Origin of the sequence: Bradyrhizobium sp. AUGA SZCCT0222, from assembly GCF_018130205.1 — a bacterium.
In the GTDB taxonomy this organism is placed as follows: domain Bacteria; phylum Pseudomonadota; class Alphaproteobacteria; order Rhizobiales; family Xanthobacteraceae; genus Bradyrhizobium.
Window position 1 is genome coordinate 150,892 of the sequence record NZ_JAFCLX010000005.1, and the last position, 21,306, is coordinate 172,197.

General features: G+C 61.0%; 17 protein-coding genes. 11 read left to right on the top strand and 6 right to left on the bottom strand.

What is annotated here, in order from left to right; genetic code table 11:
* Positions 1–122 precede the first annotated feature (122 nt).
* On the top strand, positions 123–3,494 hold the full coding sequence (locus JQ629_RS06125) for a hybrid sensor histidine kinase/response regulator (protein ID WP_212411860.1): 3,372 nt from the start codon (positions 123–125) through the stop codon (positions 3,492–3,494).
* Complete coding sequence (locus JQ629_RS06130) at positions 3,484–4,407, top strand: response regulator transcription factor (protein ID WP_212266064.1); 924 nt, start codon at positions 3,484–3,486, stop codon at positions 4,405–4,407. The genes JQ629_RS06125 and JQ629_RS06130 overlap by 11 nt, the downstream gene beginning before the upstream one ends.
* A gap of 29 nt (positions 4,408–4,436) precedes the next feature.
* On the opposite strand, the gene JQ629_RS06135 is transcribed toward JQ629_RS06130, so the two are convergent.
* The 6 genes from JQ629_RS06135 to JQ629_RS06160 all read right to left on the bottom strand — a co-directional run bounded on the left by JQ629_RS06135 (position 4,437) and on the right by JQ629_RS06160 (position 10,853).
* Positions 4,437–5,144: an RraA family protein gene (locus JQ629_RS06135; protein ID WP_212411861.1), complete on the bottom strand. Its 708-nt coding sequence runs from the start codon at positions 5,142–5,144 to the stop codon at positions 4,437–4,439.
* A 77-nt stretch (positions 5,145–5,221) separates the two neighbouring features.
* The gene (locus tag JQ629_RS06140; protein WP_212411863.1) at positions 5,222–6,199 is read right to left on the bottom strand and encodes a flavin reductase; all 978 of its coding nucleotides are present in this window, start codon (positions 6,197–6,199) and stop codon (positions 5,222–5,224) included.
* 79 nt (positions 6,200–6,278) lie between these two features.
* Positions 6,279–7,403 carry a LysR family transcriptional regulator gene (locus JQ629_RS06145; protein WP_349631215.1) on the bottom strand — a complete coding sequence of 375 codons (1,125 nt, stop codon included), beginning with the start codon at positions 7,401–7,403 and terminating at the stop codon, positions 6,279–6,281.
* A gap of 23 nt (positions 7,404–7,426) precedes the next feature.
* Positions 7,427–8,254 (bottom strand): amidohydrolase family protein, encoded by an 828-nt coding sequence (locus tag JQ629_RS06150; protein ID WP_212411867.1) that lies wholly within the window; start codon positions 8,252–8,254, stop codon positions 7,427–7,429.
* A gap of 67 nt (positions 8,255–8,321) precedes the next feature.
* The gene (locus tag JQ629_RS06155) at positions 8,322–9,629 is read right to left on the bottom strand and encodes an NtaA/DmoA family FMN-dependent monooxygenase (protein WP_212411869.1); all 1,308 of its coding nucleotides are present in this window, start codon (positions 9,627–9,629) and stop codon (positions 8,322–8,324) included.
* 48 nt (positions 9,630–9,677) lie between these two features.
* Positions 9,678–10,853: an alpha-hydroxy acid oxidase gene (locus JQ629_RS06160; protein WP_212411871.1), complete on the bottom strand. Its 1,176-nt coding sequence runs from the start codon at positions 10,851–10,853 to the stop codon at positions 9,678–9,680.
* A gap of 470 nt (positions 10,854–11,323) precedes the next feature.
* Between JQ629_RS06160 and JQ629_RS06165 the strand changes: the two genes are divergently transcribed.
* The 9 genes from JQ629_RS06165 (at position 11,324) to JQ629_RS06205 (ending at position 21,255) form a co-directional block, all read left to right on the top strand.
* On the top strand, positions 11,324–12,487 hold the full coding sequence (locus JQ629_RS06165; RefSeq protein WP_212411873.1) for an ABC transporter substrate-binding protein: 1,164 nt from the start codon (positions 11,324–11,326) through the stop codon (positions 12,485–12,487).
* On the top strand, positions 12,487–13,263 hold the full coding sequence (locus JQ629_RS06170; protein WP_249134845.1) for an ABC transporter ATP-binding protein: 777 nt from the start codon (positions 12,487–12,489) through the stop codon (positions 13,261–13,263). Before JQ629_RS06165 ends, JQ629_RS06170 begins: the two co-directional genes overlap by 1 nt.
* Complete coding sequence (locus tag JQ629_RS06175; RefSeq protein WP_212411878.1) at positions 13,256–13,987, top strand: ABC transporter ATP-binding protein; 732 nt, start codon at positions 13,256–13,258, stop codon at positions 13,985–13,987. The genes JQ629_RS06170 and JQ629_RS06175 overlap by 8 nt, the downstream gene beginning before the upstream one ends.
* A complete protein-coding gene (locus tag JQ629_RS06180; RefSeq protein ID WP_212411880.1) occupies positions 13,984–14,874 on the top strand; it encodes a branched-chain amino acid ABC transporter permease in 891 nt (296 codons plus the stop codon). Before JQ629_RS06175 ends, JQ629_RS06180 begins: the two co-directional genes overlap by 4 nt.
* Entirely contained in the window at positions 14,871–15,803 is a 933-nt protein-coding gene (locus JQ629_RS06185) for a branched-chain amino acid ABC transporter permease (RefSeq protein WP_212411882.1), read from the top strand. Before JQ629_RS06180 ends, JQ629_RS06185 begins: the two co-directional genes overlap by 4 nt.
* 402 nt (positions 15,804–16,205) lie before the next feature.
* The gene (locus tag JQ629_RS06190) at positions 16,206–16,382 is read left to right on the top strand and encodes a hypothetical protein (protein WP_212411883.1); all 177 of its coding nucleotides are present in this window, start codon (positions 16,206–16,208) and stop codon (positions 16,380–16,382) included.
* A 357-nt stretch (positions 16,383–16,739) separates the two neighbouring features.
* Entirely contained in the window at positions 16,740–17,732 is a 993-nt protein-coding gene (locus JQ629_RS06195; protein ID WP_212411885.1) for a phosphate acetyltransferase, read from the top strand.
* Between the two features lie 6 nt (positions 17,733–17,738).
* Positions 17,739–18,956 (top strand): acetate/propionate family kinase, encoded by a 1,218-nt coding sequence (locus tag JQ629_RS06200; RefSeq protein WP_212411887.1) that lies wholly within the window; start codon positions 17,739–17,741, stop codon positions 18,954–18,956.
* Between the two features lie 58 nt (positions 18,957–19,014).
* Positions 19,015–21,255: a DUF3141 domain-containing protein gene (locus JQ629_RS06205; protein ID WP_212411999.1), complete on the top strand. Its 2,241-nt coding sequence runs from the start codon at positions 19,015–19,017 to the stop codon at positions 21,253–21,255.
* The last annotated feature ends 51 nt before the right edge of the window (positions 21,256–21,306 follow it).

The window sequence follows — 21,306 nt, forward strand, 5'->3', positions numbered from 1 at the left end:
TATTGTGCACTGCACAGATACGCGAGATTGCGTATACTGCACCGCAAAATAGCGACGTAGGTTTTGGTACGGAGTTTGCTGACGATCTGCTGGGTCAGTCGTTGGGGGTCAGGAGCAACAAAGTGGCAGGGCGGCAGCGGATAGACCGCGTCAGGCGCCAATACAATCAATGGGTTGCCAACCAGACGCTGGAAGACTACGCGCTGCGCTTTACCGCCAAAAGCGCGCGGCGATGGTCCGCCGCCCGCGTTGCCAACACCGCGCTCGGCGCCATCTCGTTCCTGGCGCTGGAAGCAATCGGCGGCACCATTACGCTCAACTACGGTGCTACCAATGCGGTCGTCGCCATTCTGGTCGTCAGCGTCATCATCTTCCTCTGCGGACTGCCGATTGCCTATCACGCCGCCAAATGCGGCATCGATATCGACCTGCTGACCCGCGGCGCGGGGTTCGGGTATATCGGCTCGACCATCACGTCGCTGATCTATGCCTCCTTCACCTTCATCTTTTTCGCGCTCGAGGCAGTCATTCTCGCCAGCGCGCTGGAGATGTGCTTCGGCATCCCGCGACCGATCGGCTATCTCATCAGCGCGGTCGTCATCATTCCGCTGGTCACGTACGGCATCACTTTGATCAGCCGCTTCCAGCTGTGGACGCAGCCGATCTGGATCATCCTGCACATCCTCCCCTTTGTCGCGATCGCCTACGCCAACCCGCAGTCGTTTACGGAGTGGCGGAAGTTCTCCGGCGAGCACGGCGACGCCGGCGGGAATCTCGATCTGCTGTTGTTCGGCACCGCCGCCTCGGTGGTGTTTTCGCTGGTGGCGCAGATCGGCGAACAGGTCGACTTCCTGCGGTTTCTGCCGCGCGACCGTCGGACCTCGCGGACGTCGTGGTGGATCGCGATGCTCAGCGCCGGCCCCGGCTGGATCATCTTTGGCGCGCTCAAGCTGCTGCTGGGCTCGTTCCTCGCCTACTTCGCGCTCAGCCACGGCGTTTCCACCGAGCATGCGGCCGAGCCCGCGCACATGTATCTTGAAGCGTTCCGTTATGTGCTGTCGCAGCCCGATCTGGTGCTGGCGCTGACCGGCACCTTCGTCATTCTCTCGCAGATCAAGATCAACGTGACCAACGCCTATGCCGGCTCGATCGCCTGGTCGAATTTCTTCTCGCGGCTGACCCACAGCCATCCCGGCCGCGTGGTCTGGCTCGTCTTCAACGTGCTGGTGGCGCTGCTGCTGATGGAAATCGGCGTCTACAAGGCGCTGGAGCAGACGCTGGCGCTTTATTCCAACGTCGCCATCGCCTGGGTTGGCGCGCTGGTCGCCGATCTCGTCGTCAACAAGCCGCTCGGCTTGCGTCCGCAGCACATCGAGTTCAAGCGCGCGCATCTCTACGACATCAACCCCGTCGGCGTCGGCGCGATGACGATCGCGACCATCGTTTCCATCAGTGCGTTCTACGGCCTGTTCGGACCGACGCCGAAGGCGCTGTCGGCTTTCGTCGCGCTCGCAGTCGCCTTTGTCACCGCGCCGCTGATCGCCTGGGCGACCGACGGCAAGTATTACATCGCGCGCAAGCCGAAGCGGAGCTGGCAGAACCTCGAAGCAATCCAGTGCTGTATCTGCGAGCATTCATTCGAGCCCGAGGACATGGCCTCCTGCCCGGCCTATGCCGGCCCGATATGCTCGCTGTGCTGTTCGCTGGACGCGCGCTGCCACGATCTCTGCAAGCCGCATGCGCGGATTCAGGCGCAGATATCGGACACGCTGGGCAAGATGCTGCCTGAACCGATCTACGCGCGGATCAACTCCCAGGTTGGGCACTATCTCGGCGTGTTCGCGGTTTCCGCAGGGCTGGTCGGGTTGACGCTCGCGCTGATTTACCTGCAGACGTCAGCGACGATTCCGCTCGACGATCTCCAGCTGTCCGATGTGCTCTGGAAGGTGTTCTTCGCGCTCACGATCATCATCGGCGTGGTGGCCTGGCTGTTCGTGCTGGCACAGCAAAGCCGCCGCGCGGCGGAAGCGGAAACCAGGCGGCAGACCACGCTGCTGATCCAGGAAATCGACGCGCATAAGCGCACCGACGCTGAGCTGCAGCGCGCCAAGGAAGTCGCCGAGTCCGCCAATCTGGCGAAGAGCCGCTACGTGGTCGGGTTGAGCCACGAGCTGCGCTCGCCGCTCAACGCCATCAGCGGCTACGCGCAGCTGCTGGAGCAGGATTCCAGCCTGCAGACAAAACCGCGCGATCAGGTGCGCGTGGTCCGCCGCAGCGCCGATCATCTGTCCGGCCTGATCGACGGCATTCTGGACATCTCCAAGATCGAAGCCGGACGGCTCTATCTGTCGCGTGACGAAGTCCGTCTCAGCGATTTCCTCGATCAGCTGGTCGGCATGTTCCGGCTGCAGGCGGCCGCCAAGGGCATCGACTTCGTGTTCAAGCGCCCGGCGGTGCTGCCCGTGGTGGTCTTTGCCGACGAGAAACGGTTGCGCCAGATCCTGATCAATCTGCTGTCGAACGCCATCAAGTTCACGCAGGCCGGCAGCGTGCACTTCGTGGTGCATTACCGCAGCCCGGTAGCGGAATTCGAAGTGATCGACACCGGCCCCGGCATTCAAGCCGGCGATCTCGAGCGTATTTTCGCACCGTTCGAACGCGGCGCACTCGGGGTTTCGCAGCCGCAGACCGGCACCGGTCTCGGCCTGACCATCAGCCGGTTGCTTGCCGGCGTCATGGGCGGCGACATCAAGGTGACCAGCACGGTCGGTACCGGCAGCAACTTTCGCATGAAAATCCTGCTGTCGGAGGTCACCAACCCGACGCAGATCGCACCCGTCGGGGCGCCGATTTTCGGCTATCACGGCCCGCGCAGGACGATCCTGATCACCGACGACGACCCGACCCATCGCGATCTCCTGCGCGAGGTGCTGACGCCGCTCGGCTTCATCCTGCTCAGCGCACCGGACGGGCCCGCCTGCCTGGCGTTGGCCCAGCATTGCCGGCCCGATCTGTTTCTGCTGGATATCTCGATGGCCGGCATGGACGGCTGGACGGTGGCGGAGACGCTGCGCGCGACCGGACACCATCAAGCCCGCATCCTGATGGTATCGGCGAGTGCGCTGGAAGCACACGGCGCGCCGCTGGCGCAGCCATTTCACGACGGCTATCTGATGAAACCGATCGACATTCCCAAGTTGCTGGAAACCATTCGCCAATTGCTCAAACTCGAGTGGGACTACGAAGCCGATCAAATTATCGTTCCGCACTGGAAGCCCGAGACCGGTTCGCGGCCGTCGGTACAGCATATCGAGGAACTGATCGGCCTCGGGCAACTGGGTTATATCCGCGCCATCCAGCTCAAGCTCGATGAAATCGGCAACGATTTCCCTGAACATGCCGACTTCGTCACGCAAATGCGCGCCTTGATCGACCGCTTCGATCTCGATCAATACATGGCGACCCTGAAGACGTTGCACAGCTATGATCATTGATCCCAAAAAGCGCGACGTCGCCCTCGTCGTCGACGATTCCCCGGAGACGCTGCGTCTGCTCACCGACGCGCTCGATGGTGCCGGCATGACCGTCATGGTCGCACTCGACGGCGCCTCGGCGATGCGGATCGTCGACCAGATCACGCCGGATATCGTACTACTCGATGCCGTGATGCCCGGGATGGACGGCTTTGAAACCTGCAGACGGCTCAAGCGCGATGCGGGCCTCGTCAACGTTCCCATCATCTTCATGACCGGCCTCGCGGAAACCGAACACATCGTTCGCGGGCTCGAGGCCGGCGGCGTCGACTATGTGACAAAACCGATTGCGATCGAGGAGATGCTGGCGCGGATTCGGGTGCACCTCGCCAACGCCCGGCTGACGCAGAGCGCCCGCACCGCGCTCGACGTTTCCGGCCGCTATCTGCTGGCGGTCAGCGGGCAAGGCAAGATCCTGTGGGCGACGCCGCAGGCACAGAAGTTGTTGTCGGCAACGCTCACCGCCAATGCCGACGACGAACTGGTGCTGCCGGAGCCGGTGCCGCGATGGCTCGAGCAGGCGCAGGAAGGCAAGGCCGCCTCGAAGGCCGCAACGGCGTCGTTTCCCGGCAACGAGCAGCTCCGGCTGCACTATATGGGCAAGACCGGTCCCAGCGAGTTCCTGCTGCGGCTCGCCAAGGACGCCAGCGCCGGTACGGCCGCCGAATTCTCCAGCGAGCTTGGGCTGACCACGCGCGAAGGCGAAGTGCTGTCCTGGCTCTCCAAGGGCAAGACCAACCGCGACATCGCGCAAATCTTGGGCCTTTCGCCCCGCACGGTGGATAAGCACCTCGAGCAGATCTATTCGAAGCTTGGGGTGGAAAATCGCACCGCGGCGGCGGCGATCGCAGTCAAGGCGAGGGACCTGAAGTAGCGAACTGGAGTTCCCACGGGCTTACCGGTTCATCTATCGCTCCAGATACCGTCGATCTCCACGATTTCAGCAGTCTCGAACAGGGCCTTCATGCCGGCCACGTCGTACAATGTCTGCCCTTCGTCGAGCCGCCGCTTTACCTCCGCCTCCTTCACCATGCGAGCCTCGGCATTGCGGATGGTGGTTTCGACATGAGCCGGTGGAATGACGATGACGCCATCGGCGTCTCCGACGATCAGGTCGCCTGGATTGACGGTAGCGCCGGCCACCACGACCGGAACATTGACCGCGCCCGGCCCGCGTTTGCCGGGATAGGACACCGAGACATGCGAAGCGAACACCGGAAACGCCATCTCGGTGATCTGCAGCGTGTCCCGCGCCGCGCCATCGATCACCGCTCCACCCAGTTTCCTGATCCGGCTGTAGTAGGTCGCTATTTCTCCCCACAGCGCGCCTTGCGGGCTGCCGCCATTGGTCAGAACGAGAATGTCGCCCGCCTCGGCGACACGGAAGGCCGCATGAAGCATGAGATTGTCGCCGGGAAAATTGAAGGATGTGATCGCTTGACCGCAGACCCGGGCGGTCGGGAATAATGCGCGCATTTGCGGCTGCATCAGGCACTGTCGCCCAATGACCGGTCCCAACCCTTCATGCAGGTCGGCGACGTTTATGCGTCGTGCGCGTTCGACGAGCGCGGGATCGAGCCGGGGGATTTTTTTGTATACGACTGACTGCAATGTGATTTCCTTTCCGAAGACCGTCTGCGTTGCGTTCGCGGCGCCTGCACGTTAGCCAAAACCATTGATCGCCCGGATCATCGGGCAGCCACCGACTTCGAGTCGCCGAATTGCTTCGAGATCATCGTATTGAGGACGCGCCTGACGGTCGCGAGGTCCGCATCGGCGATTCCCTGGAACAGAATCTCCTCGTTGGCATGCGCGTGCGCCACGATGGCGTGAAGACGTTCCTCGCCCACAATTGTGAGCCGAACGCGTCCCCGATCGTCGACCGCAACGAGTCCCAACGCCACCACCGACTCCAGAAGATTGCGGCTGGCATTGAAATCGAGGAACAGTTCCGGCATCAGCTCGTCGAGCGTACGATCCGGCGAGGTGGCCGCGGCCCGCAGCAGACGCGCCTGCATCAGCGTGAGCCCCAGCCCTGCCGTTTGCCGCCCTCGCTCCAGCCGCGCCGCGATGGCGCTGTAGGCCCGGATCATGAGGTTCGACAGCACGCGCTCCTCACCATCCTCCAGTCTTACGTCCTTTCCATCGAAGACGCGCGTGTCGGGATGGTCAGCCGAGACGGCATAGCGGCCTTTGACGAACAGCAGCGGCTGGCGGTCGTAGCGGCTGTAGCGCAAGACCTCGCCAACCAGGACGAGATGGTCGCCGCCATCATAGGTTTGGCTGCAGACGCATTCGAAGGAAGCCGCCATGCCCGCAAAGAGCGGCGCTCCTCCCTCGCCCGCGTGACAATCGAGATCCCGGAACTTGTCCGGTCCCGAACGGGCAAAGCGCTGCGATAGTTCGATTTGATCGTCGGCGAGAATGTTCACGGCGAAGTGGGAGCACGCCGCAAAAGCGGAAAAACTCTTGCTCTCGCGGCGGATCGACCACAGCACCAGCGGAGGTTCGAGCGAGACCGAGGCGAAGGAGTTCGAGGTGAGGCCGAACCGCTGTCCGTCCACAGAGGTGGTGATGACCGTGACGCCGGTTGCGAATTCAGCAAGGCTGCGACGAAAACCATCCGTCTCGACACGGGGATTTCCGCCCTCGATGGGCGATCTCATCGACGACCTCCGTTCAGCCTGATCATCCATCACCAATCTCCGTCGTCCGGTTCACGATCCTGTCGCCGCCACCGCCGATTCAAACCGTCGTCACACGGATCTGGATGCCTCTTCTCAGCGATTGATGATCAACGGTTGCGGCGATCCATTCGGAAAAGCGACGCCGCATTTCACTCAGCAGCCATTGCGCCGCCGGCCCGGGCGGTTGCTCGACCTTATGGACGGCATAGAGCGGAAACCGCAGCGGTTCGCCATTGTGGGCGGCGAGTTTCAATTCCACCAACTCGCCGGAGTCGAGATAGCATTGGGCAAGATGGGTCGGCATGGCACACCATCCGAAGCCGTTGAGAACGAAATCCAGACGACTGAACTGATCGATGAAACTCCACGTGTGCGTTCCCATCACCACGCCGCGGTAGCGCTTGGTGCGGTCGACCATGGTCAATTGAGTATGCTCTTCCAGCACGGACTGAGGGATCAGTCCTTCGACTTTCGCCAACGGGTGCCGGGATGACGCGACCAGAGAGATCGGCACATCGCCGAGAAACTCCATTTGGAATCCCGGCATGCCGTCGCGAGCGGTCGAGTAGATTGCCAGCCGCGCATTTCCTTCGAAAAGCGATTGCTCCGGCGCCCCAAGTCCTTCGGCAAACAAATTTACCGACACAAGCGGGAAACGTTCTCGAAACGCACGCAGGCTTTCAATCAGCACGGTGCTCGGAAAAACCTGCTCGATGGACAGGCTGATCTCCGGCTCGGCCACGGACGCTATGTTCTTTGCACGGGCGCGCAGCGCATTCGTACCGCTGATGATCCGGCGCGCGTCCTGGACGATCGCCGAGCCGGCTTCCGTCAAGCGCGGCACTTTGCTCGATCGATCGAACAGCTTGAGCTCAAGCGCGTCCTCGAGCGATTGGATCGACTGGCTGACGGCGGACTGAACGCGATGGACCTTTCGGGCAGCCGCAGAGAAGTTGCCGGTGTCCGCGACAGCGATCAGCATCTGGAGTTGATCCAGCGTCACTCTGGAAAGCATGTTCCACCTACCCCAACGGTTTGTATCAGGCCGCGCGGGCCTTCCCATCAGGTAGATGAAATGATCCGCCCGGCCTATCATCAATATATCTGATGATGGCGCAATGCATCCATTCCGATCCGGGTGACCGGATCTCGGTATGGTGGATTGCAGGGCGGCAGATGACATGTCGGGGTTCCCGAGCCGTTGATCTAAGGTCCGAACCGATAAAGGCGGGCGGGATTATCCGAGAGGATGGCCTGACGGGCCGCCGAATCGGGGACCCAGGTCAAAAGCAGATCCAGGAGATCGGCGTCGTCAGGCATGGTCTCGGTCGTCTCGGTCGGATGCGGCCAGTCCGATCCCCACAGCAGTCGCTCGGTCCCCCGTTCAACCAGGGCTTGCGCGATCGGCGCCACTTCCCTGTAGTCGGGGCCACCCCCATGAGCGATGTGGTAGGCGCCCGACAGCTTGACGTAGACATTCTCGCGCGCCGCGATACGCAACAGTGACTGGACCGCGGGATTTTCGAGCGGCAGCGGCCGGGCATATCGGCCCATGTGGTCGATCACCACGGTGCACGGCAACCGCGCGATGAGGTCCTCGTGATCGGGAAATTCCAACCCATCGAACTGGACTTGTAGATGCCAGGCGGTGCCGCGTATGCGTTCGGCCATCACAGGCACATCAGACCATTCGGTGACGCTGCCGCGCATCTGGTGATAACGGAGCCCCCGCGCGCCGAGCAGCCACAGCCGCTCAAGTTCGCTGTCCGTAATGCTGGCCGGTACCGTGACGACCGCCCGCGCATTGTCGCCGAACAAGGCAGCCGAATCGAGCGTGCAGCGATTATCGAAGCCGTAGGTCACCGGCTGCACGATGACCGTGCGCTGCAAGCCGAGGCGCGCCTGCATCTTGCGATAATCGTCGACGCTGAAATCGGGCGGGAACAGCCAGGCCTTCGACGACGCCGGATATGCCTTGTTGTAGATGTGCATATGCGTATCGCAGGCGCCGGGAGGCGCCTGAAGCCTGGGCATTCGTGTTTTTGGCTTATCCGACATCTCAGAATTTTCTCTCACGCGCAGGGCAAGCGACTGCAGCAGATCAGTTCATTAGATTGTCGCGAAAGGTCTCGCTCTCATACTCAGTCCGGAAAATGCCTCTGGCTTGAAGCAGCGGCACCACCTCGTCGACAAAGTTCTCGACACTCTTGAAATTTGTCGTCGGGGTTATGTTGAAGCCGTGACACCCGCTCATGCGCCACAGATGTTCCAGTTGATCGGCGACCTGCTCCGGCGTGCCGACCAGCTGCGGCATGCCGGCTGTCGCGCCGAAAATGCGCGCCGCGTCGCGTGCCGACGCGTTGCCATCGCCGGTCATGTTTGCCAGCGCCATCAGCATGCCGCGCGACGCATCGGTCGTATTGGCCGCGAGCGGGGAATCGAGATCGATCTTGGAGAAGTCGATGCCCAGCGTGCCGGACATCCGGCTGAGCGCGGCATCGAGCGGGATCCGTTCAAAGAGCGCGGCCTGGCGGCGCCTGGCCTCGGCTTCGGTGCCGCCCAGCACGCATTGAATGCCGAACACCACCTTTGGCGGCTCGGCACGCCCCTCGGATTTTGACGAGGCATTCAGCTTCTCGACGAATGCCTTCATTGAATCAGGGCGCGCCTGGATCGAGAACACGACATCGCTGTGTTTCAGCGCGAATTGCTGTCCACGCCCCGACGATCCGGCCTGAAACAGCACCGGGCGCCCCTGGGCCGACGGCAGGGTTGGCGGCACGGTGTGGCAGCGATAGTGCGAGCCGGCGAAATCGACCACGGCGACTTTGGCCGGGTCGGCGAACTCGCCCGCCTTCCTGTCGACGAGAACGGCGCCGGGCTGGACCCCGTTCCACAGCGCGTGGCAGATCTCCATGTATTCGTCGGCCTGGTCGTAACGCCGGTCGTGTTCGATCTGATCGAGGCCCAGCGCGCGATGTTCTCCGCGCAGATGGCCTGAAACAATATTCCAGCCGACGCGTCCGCCGCTGAGATAGTCCAGCGTCGAGAGGCGGCGTACGGTATGGTACGGATGCGTGCCTGCCGTCGACAATGTGACGGCGAGCCCGAGATGCTTCGTCTCCGCCAGCATCACGCCCAGCAAGGCCATCGGATCGTGGCAGGGCCATGTGACGCCGTAGCGGACATAGTCTTCGAAACTGTCCTTGTAACGCTCCATCCCGCCCGGCGTATCGGCGAAGAACGCGGCGTCGAACCGGCCACGCTCGAGCGTCCGTGCGAGGCTCTTCCAATGCTCGAACAGCCGCATGCCTTCCACGCGGTCGTCCTCGGGATCGGCCCAACTCAGCGCGGTATGATTGATCGGGCTGTGCATGTAGAAGCCGATCAAGTGCATGCGTTTGGTCACATTGTTCCTCGTTGCTCGTTCTTGAACTGATGGTTGCCGTCTCGGCCGCTAGTTTCGTCCCATTCGAGAATCCTGAAGGTCGAGGAGACTGTCGGGCCCCGCCCTATCGACATCGATCCAGCCGAGCTGGCCCATCAGAAGGCTGACCTCCTGGCGCATGATGTCGATGACCCTGCACGCCCCCGTCTCACCGGCCGCCGCGACGCCGAACATCGCCGGCCGGCCGAAGAAGGCGGCCTTGGCTCCAAGGCACAATGCTTTCGCGACGTCGCTGCCGCGCCGGAAACCGCTGTCGATGAGCACCTCCATGCGCCCGCCAACGGCGTCAGCGATCGCAGGCAGCACGTCGATCGACCCCGGTGCACTGTCGAGCTGCCGCCCGCCATGGTTCGACACCATCACGCCGTCGGCGCCGAGCTCGAGGCACTTTTGCGCATCCGCCCGGTGCATCACGCCCTTGACGGCCAACGGTCCATCCCAGGCCTTGCGAATCTGTTCGAAGATCGACCAGTTCTGTGCCGGAGCCGGCGTCTGCTCGCCGTAGAGGTCCGCCACGGCATTCGCGTCAGCGCCATCGGCAGCGTAGGGGCGCCAGTTTTCCATCATCGGAATTCCGCCGTTGGTGAGGTACCGATAGGTCCAGCCCGGCCGGCTCAATCCCTGCAGAATCACCGAGGGGGTCATCTTCATCGGCCGGCGAAATCCGTTGCGGACGTTGCGTTCACGCTTGCCCATCACAGGCGTATCGACGGTCATGAGCAACACGCGCACGCCAAGCGCCTTGGCGCGGCGAACCAGATCGAGGGTGATGCGTGGGTCGCGCGTGCCGTAGATCTGAAACCACGTTGTTTTGGGCGCTTGCGCCATCGCGGCTTCGATGGAATCGCAGCTCGCGCTCGACATGATGTAGGGGATATCGAAGCGAGCTGCCGCGCGCGCGAGCATCAAATCCGCGCCCGGGCGAAAGAACCCCGCAATTCCCATCGGCGAGATGCCGAACGGACTTGCATAGTCGTGGCCGAACAGCTTCACCGTCTGGCTGCGATTTTCGACATCGACCAAATAGCGCGGCAGCAGCTTGTAGCGATCGAACGCCGTGCGATTGCGTTCCAGCGCCACTTCTCCGTCCACGCCGCCGTCGATGAAGTCGAAGGCGATCCGCGGCAGGCGCTGGCGCGCGAGCACTCTTATGTCGTCGAAATTGATCGCCTGCTTGAGTTGCATGGGTTTGTCGGGTTGACCGGGATTTATGGTTGCGACCGAAGTCCGGTTGGCATAGCCACTATTCGCCGATCCCAACCCGACGGAGAATTGGCAAAATCTTGATACTGACTATCAGTTGGTTTGATGATGCGGCGCCGCGGTCGCGCAATATCGCACTGCGGTGATGGCGCCGCGGATATGGAGGTTCGTCGATCCGAACAACTGCCCGAGTGAAAAAGCGAGCGTGCCCAAATAGCCGCCGCAACCGCACACCCGCGATATAACGCGGATGCGCTCACCAACGTGAGGTTGTCAGTTAAGCAGGCGTATTATCACTTTTCTTGATGCTTCCTATCAAGAATTGGCCAATTCGCACGGGAGCGGCTTTGTCCATAAGATACCTTGCTTGGAAACGCCCGTCATAATGGGCGACCTGGTATCGCCGACGCGGCGGTGACAATCGCGAAAGAACATCGGTGGGGAGGGATTACATGAGAATGCGCAGGGTTGCACAGGCGGTACTGACCGCGGCGCTGAGCGTTGCTGGCTACAGCGCCTGCGGTGCCAACGAGCCCTACAAGATCGGCATGCTGACTTCAATGTCCGGCTATGTCGCCAATATGGGTCTTGGCGGCCGTGACGGCCTGATGCTGGCCGTCGATGAGATCAACAAGCGCGGCGGCGTCCATGGCCGAATGATCAAGATCATTCCGCTGAACGACGAATCGGATGCGACCAAGGGAGTTCCTTTGGCCGTCAATCTCATCGAGGGAGAAAAGGTCCTGGCGGTTGTCGGACCGGTGCGGAGCGATATTGTTGAGGCCGTGGCTCCGATGATGGAAAAGAGCCAGGTCGTGGACATGGTCTGTTCGACGATACTGCCCACCAAGCATAAATATGCATTCGCTACCGCCCCTACCCCCGATGAGGAAGCGCCCGTAGCCATCGCGTTCATGAAAAAGAACGGCGCGAAGTCGGTCGCGATCTTGAGCGCCCTCGACGTCTGGGCCAGGACGCTCGCCAAGGCCTGGGCCGATGAAGCCGAAAAGCAGGGCCTCAAGGTGGTGGCCGCAGAAAGCTATAACTCCGCCACCGACAAGAACTTCATCCCGCAACTATCCAAGTTCAAGTCTGCCAATGCCGACTGGATCCTGGTCACGGGTGCAGGACCTGCGGCCGGCCTGATTTTGAAACAGAAGGCTGAAATCGGTTACACTGCCAGTGTGTTTGGCAGCACCACCTTTCCGGTCGCCGGAATATCAGCGCTGGTGCAAATCGGTGGTCCTGCGGCGGTCGAAGGAACCTATTTCGCCACGGTGCCATTCTCGGTTTGGGATACCTTTCCCCAGGAAGACCCCCGCTACAAGACCATCGCTCAGTTCCGCGAGGCATTTAAGGTCAAATACAATAACTATCCGGATCTGGCCCAATGGTGGATTGCGCAGAACTACGACATTGGCATGCTGCTCGCCGAGGGTATCAAGCGCGCCGGTCCAAATGTCACGGGTGCAACGCTAAAGGCCGCGCTTGAAAGCATCCAGAACTATCAGGGAGTCCTCGGCGTAAGCTTCAGCTACTCTCCCGAGCGTCATTCGGGCGTCAGTGGCGTCGTGGTCGGGCAGATCAAGGATGGCAAGGTCGTATTGGTGAAGTGATGTCCACCTCGTTGATCGACGTCCAGAATCTGACCAAGAAGTTTGGAGGCGTAACGGCGCTGGACAAGGTCAATCTTTCGGTCGAGCCGCGGCAGATCTCCGGCTTGATCGGTCCCAACGGCGCCGGCAAGTCAACCTTCTTCAATGTCTTGACAGGTGTCTTACCCAGCAATGGCGGCGATATCCGGTTCGACAACAGACCGATGGACGGCATTCCTCCCCATGCCAGGGTCCGCCTCGGAATGGTGCGCACCTTCCAGAAGATTCATCCGTTTTACGGAATGACCGTGCTTGAATCGGTGATGGTCGGCTGCCACACGAGCAGCCGCGCCGGGTTACTTTCCGCCATGCTGCGCCCTCCCTGGGTAAAGGAAGAGGAGCGGCGTATCCGCGATAGCGCCAGATCGGCATTGGCGTTCGTCGGGCTCGAGGCGCAGGCCGGCACACTTGCTGACGCTTTGCCGCTCGGGCATCAGCGCATGCTCCAGCTGGCCTGCGGCCTGGTGACTGAACCTCGGGTCCTGCTGCTCGACGAACCGGCATCCGGACTGAACGGACCTGAGACGGCGCGTCTGGCCGACTTGCTGCTCGCCATTCGTGAGCGGGGCAAGACGCTGGTGCTGGTTGAGCACGACATGAGTCTGGTCATGAAAATCTGCGATCAGATCACCGTCCTCAGCTTCGGTCGCAAGCTGGCCGGCGGCACGCCGGACGAAGTGCGCCGTAATCCCGAAGTGATCAAGGCCTACCTCGGAAGCGGTGAACGTAGTGCTTGAGGTCCGGGACCTGAAAGTATCCTACGGTCAGATCAAGGCGCTCAAGGGCGTCTCGATGCGAATAGACCGTGGCGAATTCGTCGGTGTGATCGGCGCCAACGGGGCTGGCAAGACATCGCTTTTGATGGCGCTTTCGGGCGCGGTGCGGACGAGCGGTGGCGACGTCATTCTGGACGGCCGGGACGTAACCCACCTGCCCCAACATCTGCGCGTCAGCAACGGCATCGCCATTGTCCCCGAAGGTCGCCAGGTGTTTGGACCGCTGACAGTGATGGAGAATCTGGAATTGGGCGGATTTCACCGCCGCGGCGCATCCCGCGCCGAGATCGTCAGGGATCAGGAAATGATGCTCGACCTGTTTCCGATCCTGCGCCTGCGCGCCCGGCAGCTCGCGGCGACGCTATCGGGTGGCGAGCAACAGATGCTGGCGATTGGCCGCGCGCTCATGAGCCGACCGCGCCTGTTGCTGCTGGACGAGCCGTCGTTTGGATTGGCTCCCATGGTGTTCCAGGAAATCCTCGGCACGTTGCGACGGCTGCATGCTGAAGGTCTGGCATGTCTGATGGTTGAGCAGGATGCGCATGTCACGCTGGAAACCACCAGCAGAAGCTATGTGTTTCAAACCGGTCAGATCATTACGGAGGGATCGAGCTCCGACTTGCGCGATGCCGGCCTTGGTCTGGTCGAAGAGATTTATCTTGGATCTGCGGGGAAATCCTCATGATGGATTTGCTACCGGTGCTGCTGGTGAACGGTGTCGTGTTCGGTGCCATCTACGGCATCAACGCCATCGGGCTGGGCATCGTCTATAATACGACCGGGATCATCAACTTTGCCCAAGGTGATTTCGTCATGCTCGGCGGCATGAGCGCCGCGTATTTCTATGGCCTGGGCCTTCCTTTGCTGCTCGCGATCCTGTTCGGCGTCATCGCGACCGTCATCATCGGCTTGCTGATCGAGCGGATTGTTATCAGGCCGCTGTGGCGCCGCGGCGTGAAGGACTGGACCTACGTGTTCATGCTGTTCGCGGTGGCTACCGTGCTTCCAAACCTGGCCATGCTTGGCATCAGCCACGATCCGCTCACCTTCCCTTCCTTTGGAGGGCTGCCGTCGATCCAGCTGGGCTCGGTCACGTTGAGCAGTCAGGCGGTGTGGGTGCTCGTCGTGACTGTTATCGTGGTTGTCGCGCTGCAGGGGTTTTTCAATCGCACGCTGCTTGGCAAAGCCATGAAAGCAACGGCGATCAATCGCCGCGTGGCCGCGTGGATGGGCGTCCCGGTCGAGCGAATGGTGGCGATGTCGTTTGGCCTTGCGGCTCTGCTGGGCGCGATCGGCGGGGTGGTGTTTACGCCGCTGATAAGCACCCAGTTTGATACCGGTGTGGCAATGACACTGAATGGCTTTGCCGCCGCGATCATCGGGGGCATGGGCAACATCCGGGGCGCGATCATCGGCGGCCTGGTGATCGGAATCCTTCAATCACTCAGCACGGCGTTTATCTCTTCCGTCTACGGCGATGCCGTGACCTACGGCGTGTTGTTCGTCCTTTTGATGATCTGGCCCGCCGGGTTTTTCCGGCCCCTGATCGAACTGCAGCACGAAGAAATATGACCTGGCGCCCTACCAACACCGTGGGAGTGGTGGCATTGATCGCCATCGCAATCATTTTTCCGCTGATCGGCAGCGCAGCCGCGGTGACCGTCATGGCATTGGGCGGTCTCTACGCGATCGTTGCAATCGGTCTGAACCTCCTGGTCGGCTATACCGGCAAGATTTCGTTCGGGCACAATGCCTTCATGGCGATCGGCGCGTATACCACGGGAATTCTGACGGTTCGTTACGACTGGTCGCCATTGTCGGCCCTGATTGCCGCCGCGGCCGGCACCGGATTGGTAGCCTTCATCATCGGCGCGCCCATTCTTCGCGTCCGCGGCCATTATCTGGCGATGATCACGCTGGCTTTCAGCCAGATCGTGATCCTCGTCAGCACCCGCTGGACCGAAGTCACCGGCGGTTTGACCGGTATTCCCGGTGTCCCGGACTTCGCTATCGCCGGTTTCACCTTCGATACCAAGCTCAAGATGTACTATCTCATCTGGGGCGTCGCGATCGTGCTGCTCCTGTTGTCGTTCAGAATCGTCGATTCCCGTTTTGGTCGGGCCTTGCGTGCGCTCGGCGCGCACGAAACGGCTGCGGGAGCGCTGGGTGTGGACGTCGTTCGCTGCCGGATCCAGATATTCGTCCTCAGTGCCGTCTTTGCCGCGCTTGCGGGCAGCCTCTACGCGCACCTCTTGAACTACGTCAACGGCACGTTTTTTGACCTTGGCGTCATGATCCAGTTGATGGCGATCCTCGTCGTCGGAGGCATTGGAACGCTCTGGGGACCGGTGGTGGGTGCGGTTCTGCTGATCTGGGTATCGCAGAATCTGGGTAGCTACGCCGAATACAGTCAGCTGATTTTTGGATTGCTCTACGGTGGCGCACTGCTGTTCTTGCCCGGTGGTGTGGTCGGCGAGGTAGCCGCGCGACTCAAGCGGTAGCTTATCCGCCGCCGTCCCCGGCATGCTCGCGCCAAAGGTTGGATCAGCATATGGGTGGTCGGGTGCGATGTCTCAAAGCGGCCGCCGCCCGCTCCCAACAAAAATATCGAAAACAACCCCATGCAAAGTAGCCGGCCGCCGGCATGCTGCTTTGAGCGACCCTTCGAAAACATTTTGACACGTCGGGCAAATCAGCGGCACAATTGTATCGTCGCACCATTTGTAAAACGCCCGTGGCCCTGCTCAGCAACGGGCTCGTAGGTGCCGGCCGCTACATCGTCCTTGAGCCCGGTCGTGCTGAGGTGGCCTTCGCCTTGATCGACGAATACCAGGGACAAGGGATCGTATGGTCCTCCGCCTTCTTGTGCGACGACGACCAAGGCGACATGGCTGACAAATTCAATGTCCGAGAAGAACTCCAATTCCTGTTCGGAAAAAAGGGCGTCTTACGGAAAAGAAACGGCGGCGGAGAGACTCGGCGCCGGCACGGCTGACAGCTTGTTCAAGGCCGTTCCGATCCTCGTGCCTGAGCGCGCGGATTTCAACGCGCCGTCCATCGCGCAGCGTCTCAACCGCTGAAAACCTTGCTGCGTTCAGTGCCATCAGCGATCCTCGAACCGTTGCGATGGCGTGCCAGCATGGGCGCTTCGATGCGACCGCCGATTTCGCTTGGCATTTTCGACGGCCGGTCAGCACGACTGGATCTATTTACGTCATCCAACCTCGGCTAGTCGGCGCGCGAAGAGAGAGCGACCATTTTGCATTTGGACACCGAGAGTCGTCCGACAGAACATGTTAGACGGTTCCGTTCCCGGGCCGCCCACTTTTTAGTCTATTGATTTTCTCGAAGCATCGACCTTAGATGCGCGCCCCATCTCCGGCCAGGCATGAATAAGCAAGCTTCTCTTCCGTTCCTTTGATGCAACGGAGTAGCTAATGTCTACCGAAAGCGTAAGCGACGTTGCCCTGTTTCGGACATCCTCTCCGACAGCTCATCGTGCTGGGGCAAAATATGACGGCCTGATCGCCAAAGCAAAAAGCGTATCGGCAGTGAAGACGATCGTCGTACATCCGTGCGATGAGACGTCGCTTCGTGGTCCAATCGAGGCGGCCGAAGCCGGAATCATTGTCCCGATCCTCGTCGGGCCAGCAACCAAGATCACCGCCGTCGCTCGCGAGCACAAGCTCGACATCAGCAAGTTCGAAATCGTCAATGTCCCCCACAGCGAAGCAGCTGCGGCAAAGGCGGTCGAACTGGTCCGCGAGGCAAAGGGCGAGTTGCTGATGAAGGGCAGCTTGCATACGGATGAGCTTATGCGGGCGGTAACCGCTTCGGCCACCGGCCTGCGAACCGGGCGACGGATCAGCCACGTTTTCGTGATGGATGTCCCGACCTATGCGGAAACACTTTTCATTACCGACGCTGCGATCAACATATTTCCCGATCTCGATGTCAAACGCGACATCGTCCAGAACGCGATCGATCTGTATACCCAGACCGGCCTCGGCACGCCGCGGGTGGCAATCCTCTCCGCTGTTGAAACGGTCACTTCGAAGATTCCGTCGACTATCGAGGCGGCGGCGCTCTGCAAGATGGCGGACCGTGGGCAAATTACCGGAGGCATCCTCGACGGTCCTCTTGCATTCGACAATGCGATCGATCCTGAGTCGGCACGGATCAAGGGAATTCAGTCTGCGGTGGCGGGTAAGGCGCAAATCCTCGTCGTGCCCGATCTCGAGGCCGGCAACATGCTCGCCAAGAACCTTGTGTTACTTGCGAAAGCGGATGCGGCGGGCATCGTGCTCGGTGCGCGCGTTCCCATCGTACTTACGTCTCGCGCGGATTCCGTGCGCGGTCGCATGGCGTCCTGCGCGGTTGCGGTGCTGTATGCGGAGGCCCGCCGGCGCGCGGCGCCGCTGCCAGGGTGATCTGTCATGGATACTATCCTCGTCGTTAATGCCGGTTCTTCGAGCGTCAAGTTCCAGGTTTTTGGTGTCGACGTTAACGGCGCGCTGCAGCGTTTGATCAAGGGTCAGATTGACGGTATCGGCACGAAGCCGCGGCTCGTCGCAGAGGCAAGCGATAAGTCATCACTTGTCAACAAGCCCTATGCCCCGGATATGATCCCGGACGTGCCTGCGGCCATTGCCGCGGTAGCGGGCTGGCTTCGCGAGACGCAGACCTTCAATCTGGTTGCAGTCGGCCACCGTGTCGTGCATGGCGGACCGGAATACGACCGGCCGGTCGCGATCGATCACGCAGTGGTCGCAAACCTCGATCGATATGTTTCACTTGCGCCGCTGCATCAGCCGAACAACCTCGCGCCGATCCGCACCCTGCTGACGGCCCGTCCGGAGTTGCTGCAGGTCGCGTGTTTTGACACCGCGTTCCATCGCGGCCACAGCACCATCGCTGACCATTTCGCGATTCCCGAGAATCTTTACGCCGAGGGAGTCAGGCGGTACGGATTTCATGGACTCTCTTACGAGTACGTCGCCGAGCGCTTGCGCGAAATCGCTCCCGCGCGGGCGACGGGCCGCGTCATCGTCGCACACCTCGGCAGCGGGGCATCCATGTGCGCCCTGGCGAATGGTCGCAGCGTCGAGAGCACCATGGGCTTCACTGCCCTCGACGGGATACCGATGGGCACTCGTCCGGGACAACTCGACCCCGGGGTCGTCCTCTATCTGCTCACCGAGAAGGGTATGAGCCCAGCAGCGCTCCAGGACCTGCTCTATCGCGACAGCGGACTCAAAGGCTTGTCCGGGATCAGCAACGATATGCGGGACCTCGAGTCGAATTCCGATCCCAAAGCCGCATTCGCCGTCGATTACTTCGTCTATCGGGTCGGGCTCAATGCCGGGATGCTGGCGGCCGCGCTTGGCGGCCTCGATGCATTCGTGTTCACCGCCGGGATCGGCGAGAATTCGGCAACGATCCGCGCGCGTATCGCTGAGAAGCTCACATGGTTTGGCGTCGCGTTCGATGCGGCAGCCAACGCGGCTGGGGAACCGTTGATATCGCGGCCGGAAAGCCGGGTCGCGCTCTACGTCGTGCCGACCGACGAAGAGCTGATGATCGCGCGACATACTCTTGCGTTGCTGCCAAAACGCAGCGCAAGGGGAATGGCGGGCGAAAGACTTGCAAGTTGACAAGGAGACGAGCGTCTATTGGGTCGAAGTGCAACCTTCCATTAGCCGAGGTGAGATCATGATAGCCAGTCAAGAAGAGTCTACCCGCACATCTCTCACATTTGGTCCGTTCACTCCGGCAGTCGAATACTTCGTCGATGCCGCGCAGCGCAGTGTCCTGTTCTGGGACGTGATGCGTCAGCGTAGCGATCAATATCGCGAGCACCTCGCTCAGGCCGCTCCGCACGTACTGAGCTTTGCGGCGGAACTCGTCGTCGATGGCCGCACACTCGATCAGCCGGTCAACTATGCCTTGGTACGCATCACCCCGCCCAAGGGTGTAGAAGTCGATCCGAAGCGCCGTCCCTTCGTTGTTGTCGACCCGCGTGCTGGACACGGACCCGGTATCGGTGGTTTCAAGGCCGACAGTGAAATCGGCGTGGCGCTTAAGGCCGGCCACCCCTGTTATTTCATTGGATTCCTTCCTGAGCCCATGCCGGGCCAAACCATCGAAAAAATCGCACGCGCCGAGGCGATTTTTCTGGAGAAGGTCATTGCCCTGCACCCTCAAGCCGACGGCAAGCCGTGCGTGATCGGCAATTGCCAGGCCGGATGGGCAGTCATGATCCTTGCGGCGATGCGTCCCGAGCTGTTTGGTCCAATCATTGTTGCGGGCGCGCCGTTATCGTACTGGGCCGGCGTGCGCGGCAAGAACCCTATGCGCTACAGCGGCGGCCTGCTCGGAGGGAGCTGGCTCACGGCGCTCACCGGTGACCTCGGCAACGGCAAGTTCGATGGTGCCTGGCTGGTGCAGAATTTCGAAAGCCAAAATCCAGCCAACACGCTGTGGAGCAAACAATACAGTCTGTATTCACAGATCGACACCGAGGCTCCGCGCTATCTTGGCTTCGAGCGCTGGTGGGGCGGGCATGTCAATATGAACGCCGAGGAAATTCAAACCATCGTCGACGATCTGTTCATCGGCAACAAGCTCGCGGCCGGCATGATCCAGTCTTCTGACGGCACAGCCATCGATCTGCGCAAGATTCGCTCGCCGATTGTCGTATTCTGCTCGAAAGGAGATAACATAACTCCGCCTCAGCAGGCCCTCGGCTGGATCCTTGATCTCTATGAGAACGTCGAAGACATCCGGTCCTACGGACAGACCATCGTTTATACGATTCACGAAACTATCGGACATCTGGGAATCTTCGTCTCCGCCGGCGTAGCGAGAAAGGAGCACGACGAATTTTCCAGCAACATCGACTTCATCGACGTCCTGCCGCCGGGATTATACGAGGCGGTCTTTGAGGCAAAAACGGACAGTACAATTAGCTCCGATCTCGTCTCCGGCGACTGGGTGATGCGTTGTGAAGCGCGCACGCTCGACGACATCCGCGCCCTCGGCGGCAACGACGCAGCCGATGAGCGTCGCTTCGCTACCGCGGCGCGGGTATCGGAGATCAATCTCGCGCTCTATCGCACATTAGCACAACCATTAGTCCGGGCCATGGCATCATCCCCCATGGCTGACAGGATGCGCCAGCTACATCCATTGCGGCTGCAATACGAACTGTTCTCGGACAAAAATCCGCTGATGGCGCCGGTGACGACGATGGCCGATCGAGCGCGCGAGCACCGAAAGCCAGTCAGCGCGGAAAATCCGTTCATGGCGATTCAGGAAAATATCTCCAACCAGATTGTCGCAAATCTCGACGCCTGGCGGGATATGGCTGAATCGTGGGCCGAACATTCGTTTCTGTCGATCTATGGCTCGCCCGTGTTACAGGCCGCCGTCGGCATCGATCCGTCCGATACGCGGCCTCTGCGCACAACGGCAAAGAGCCCGCTGCATCGGGAACTGCTGCAATCCCGGATCGATGATTTGAGGTCGCGCATCACCACCGGCGGACTGCGCGAATGCATGGTCCGCGGCCTGCTATACGTCGGCATGGCCCGCGGCGCCGCCGACGAGCGCGGGCTTGCGGCCATTCGCCGTTTGAGAGCGGTCGAGGATGACCGATCACGACTGACGCTGGCCGAGTTCAAGGCGCTCGTGCGCGAGCAATACCACATGCTGCTGATCGACCAGGAAGCGACGCTGGCTGCAATTCCCGAACTGTTGCCCTCCAACGCGGACGTACGCCGCAAGGCCTTTGCCGCGCTGCGCCAGGTGCTGAGCGCGGCTGGAGAAACCTCCGGCGCAGTTGCGGACCGATTGCATCAAGTTGGCCGGTTGTTTGACGTCGAGACGGGGCCAATCGCTGGCGTGAAATCGAAAACCGGCGTCGAAGGGAGCAAGATCGCAAAGGCGTCCTAGTTCGAACAACCATGTTGAAACCGCGTCGGCTTTTTGGTGATTGCCGCGACG

Excerpts from the sequence above, each read along its gene's own strand:
- JQ629_RS06145 (WP_349631215.1), bottom strand. The coding sequence starts at position 7,403 with ATGTCATCTGCCGCCCTGCAATCCACCATACCGAGATCCGGTCACCCG.
- JQ629_RS06190 (WP_212411883.1), top strand. The coding sequence starts at position 16,206 with ATGTCCGAGAAGAACTCCAATTCCTGTTCGGAAAAAAGGGCGTCTTAC.
- JQ629_RS06140 (WP_212411863.1), bottom strand. The coding sequence starts at position 6,199 with ATGAGATCGCCCATCGAGGGCGGAAATCCCCGTGTCGAGACGGATGGT.
- JQ629_RS06130 (WP_212266064.1), top strand. The coding sequence starts at position 3,484 with ATGATCATTGATCCCAAAAAGCGCGACGTCGCCCTCGTCGTCGACGAT.
- JQ629_RS06150 (WP_212411867.1), bottom strand. The coding sequence starts at position 8,254 with ATGCCCAGGCTTCAGGCGCCTCCCGGCGCCTGCGATACGCATATGCAC.
- JQ629_RS06180 (WP_212411880.1), top strand. The coding sequence starts at position 13,984 with ATGATGGATTTGCTACCGGTGCTGCTGGTGAACGGTGTCGTGTTCGGT.
- JQ629_RS06205 (WP_212411999.1), top strand. The coding sequence starts at position 19,015 with ATGATAGCCAGTCAAGAAGAGTCTACCCGCACATCTCTCACATTTGGT.
- JQ629_RS06185 (WP_212411882.1), top strand. The coding sequence starts at position 14,871 with ATGACCTGGCGCCCTACCAACACCGTGGGAGTGGTGGCATTGATCGCC.
- JQ629_RS06170 (WP_249134845.1), top strand. The coding sequence starts at position 12,487 with ATGTCCACCTCGTTGATCGACGTCCAGAATCTGACCAAGAAGTTTGGA.
- JQ629_RS06160 (WP_212411871.1), bottom strand. The coding sequence starts at position 10,853 with ATGCAACTCAAGCAGGCGATCAATTTCGACGACATAAGAGTGCTCGCG.
- JQ629_RS06165 (WP_212411873.1), top strand. The coding sequence starts at position 11,324 with ATGAGAATGCGCAGGGTTGCACAGGCGGTACTGACCGCGGCGCTGAGC.
- JQ629_RS06200 (WP_212411887.1), top strand. The coding sequence starts at position 17,739 with ATGGATACTATCCTCGTCGTTAATGCCGGTTCTTCGAGCGTCAAGTTC.
- JQ629_RS06195 (WP_212411885.1), top strand. The coding sequence starts at position 16,740 with ATGTCTACCGAAAGCGTAAGCGACGTTGCCCTGTTTCGGACATCCTCT.